At 49.8% G+C, this 1,869-nt stretch carries 1 protein-coding gene and 2 pseudogenes; 2 read left to right on the forward strand and 1 reads right to left on the reverse strand.

The genetic code is table 11. The features are described 5' to 3' along the window. Positions 1-77: 77 nt before the first annotated feature. Positions 78-437: pseudogene (locus tag ABRP66_RS11540) on the forward strand (integrase core domain-containing protein); the annotation flags it as partial. A 90-nt stretch (positions 438-527) separates the two neighbouring features. On the opposite strand, the pseudogene ABRP66_RS11545 reads toward ABRP66_RS11540, so the two are convergent. Continuing rightward, a pseudogene (locus ABRP66_RS11545) lies at positions 528-701 on the reverse strand (helix-turn-helix domain-containing protein); the annotation flags it as partial. 323 nt (positions 702-1,024) lie between these two features. Here ABRP66_RS11545 and ABRP66_RS11550 point away from each other — a divergent pair. Next, positions 1,025-1,684, forward strand: a complete 660-nt coding sequence (locus tag ABRP66_RS11550; protein ID WP_284769791.1) for a hypothetical protein — start codon at positions 1,025-1,027, stop codon at positions 1,682-1,684. The last annotated feature ends 185 nt before the right edge of the window (positions 1,685-1,869 follow it).

The following is a 1,869-nucleotide window of genomic DNA, read 5'->3' on the forward strand; positions in this document are numbered from 1 at the left end:
AACTCACAATGAACATCCTCTCCTACGGACACAAGATCCGTACTAATAGGGTGTCCACTAAACGAGGGTAACCTCAGGATAGCGTGCAAGACACACGTTTGGTCGAACGAGCACTGCGGATGGCGCATACGCTGCGTGGTGACGTTCCTGACGGGCTGGTGTTTCACGCTGACCGGGGAACACAATTTACCAGTGAGCAGCTCTGGGAGGTGTGCCGCAACCTGGGCGTTGCTCAGTCTGTGGGGCGTACCGGGGTGTGTTTCGATAATGCGTTGGCTGAGTCGTTCTGGTCGACACTTAAGACCGAGTTCTACGACCGGAAGCGCTGGCCAACCCGCGATGTTGCGCGTCAGGTTGTGGCTTACTGGATTGTAGTGGTCTACAACCGTCGGCGTCGGCATTCCGCTCTCGGGATGGTAAGCCCTGTCGATTTCGAGAACCACACCAGCCTAACCACCAGCAGAAAAGAAATCGCTGCCTAACCACTAGGTAGCTCTACTACGTGTCCACGATTTGCGGACAACCCCATGCGGGGCACGAGAGCGTGGCGCGATGGCGTTGGCGCCACCAGCATCAAAGACGTTGAGGATCTGATAGACGCGCTGGCGTGAGATACCAAAACGCTGAGCCACTCTAGAGGGGCGGCGACCTTGTTTGCGGACTGCGTTGACGATGGCCATGTTGCGGTTCGGGCTATTCATAGTGTCAAACATGTCGCGACTGATGAGTAAAACATCACTCAACACGGCCAGGTAGCCTAAGCGTCAACTATGTCGCGACTGACCTGTCAACCATCACGACCACTTACCCAGGAACAGACTGTCAAATAAGTTATGAATTCAGACAGCTGTTGCCTACGAGATTAAGCCGTAATAATATATATTTTTGAGCGTTCTGACAATGATTTTGGGAAAAGATATACGTTCGTTTACGTTTTCCCTCTTTCGCTTTCAAATTTGTCTACTGCATGCGATCTTAGAGGTGTCCGGATTTTCATCCATCTCCTCTCGAAAGGTTTAAGAGTATGTATCGTCCCAAGAAATCTGCGCTTTTAGCGATGCTGATTACCGCAGCAACAGTTTTTGTTCCGGCTAATGCTGGTGCCGAGACTGTGACTGGCCCCGATGCATCGTCTCAGAATAATGAGTCTCCGTCTTCTGTGTCCTCAGTATTGCTCGAAAATGCAGATTCCTATGTTTCCCTACGAGGAGATCAATTCTCGGTTGATAGCGAGGCGGAAAGCGCTTTCTCCCAAAAAGATCTGCAGGAAATTGAAAATGAGGTAAAGGCTCAGAACGAAAAAATCAATGAGGCCAAGGCTGATAGCAACCTCGAGATGAAGGTAGCGGGAGACTCGGTAACGTTCTGGGAAAAGGGACCGAAGATCTCGAGCTCTGATAACGATGACATTGATCCATACTTTCAAGAAGGCCGGAATGGAATTGAATTCCATGGCACTACTGTAAGGCTGCTGATGTCCAAAACGACGATCAACCGTATGGGTAACGGTATTGCAATCGGTGGAATTTGGGTTCCCGAACCAGTAGTTTCCAAAATCCTAGCTACTGCAGGGGTTCTTGGTGGCGTTGCACCTGGTGGTATCTATGCCGACTTTGGTATTGCTTCGATTGTGACTGGCGCTATTATGCAGACTGCAATTCCACAACGGGTTGGTTTCCAATAAATTATCCCTGAACTAAGCACTAAGGGATTGGCGGTAGCGTGATTGGAATGTTGCCATACGGATGTCGCTGTATTGTTTAGATAATACTCAAAGAGAATCTTCCGGCTAGTGGGGTTGCCCGCAAATCGTGGACACGTTGTTAAGCTGCTTAGGGGTTAAGCAGCGGCTTTCTTATTACCATTTTG

It is taken from the genome of Corynebacterium sp. KPL2680 (assembly GCF_040225675.1).
Lineage (GTDB): Bacteria > Actinomycetota > Actinomycetes > Mycobacteriales > Mycobacteriaceae > Corynebacterium > Corynebacterium rhinophilum.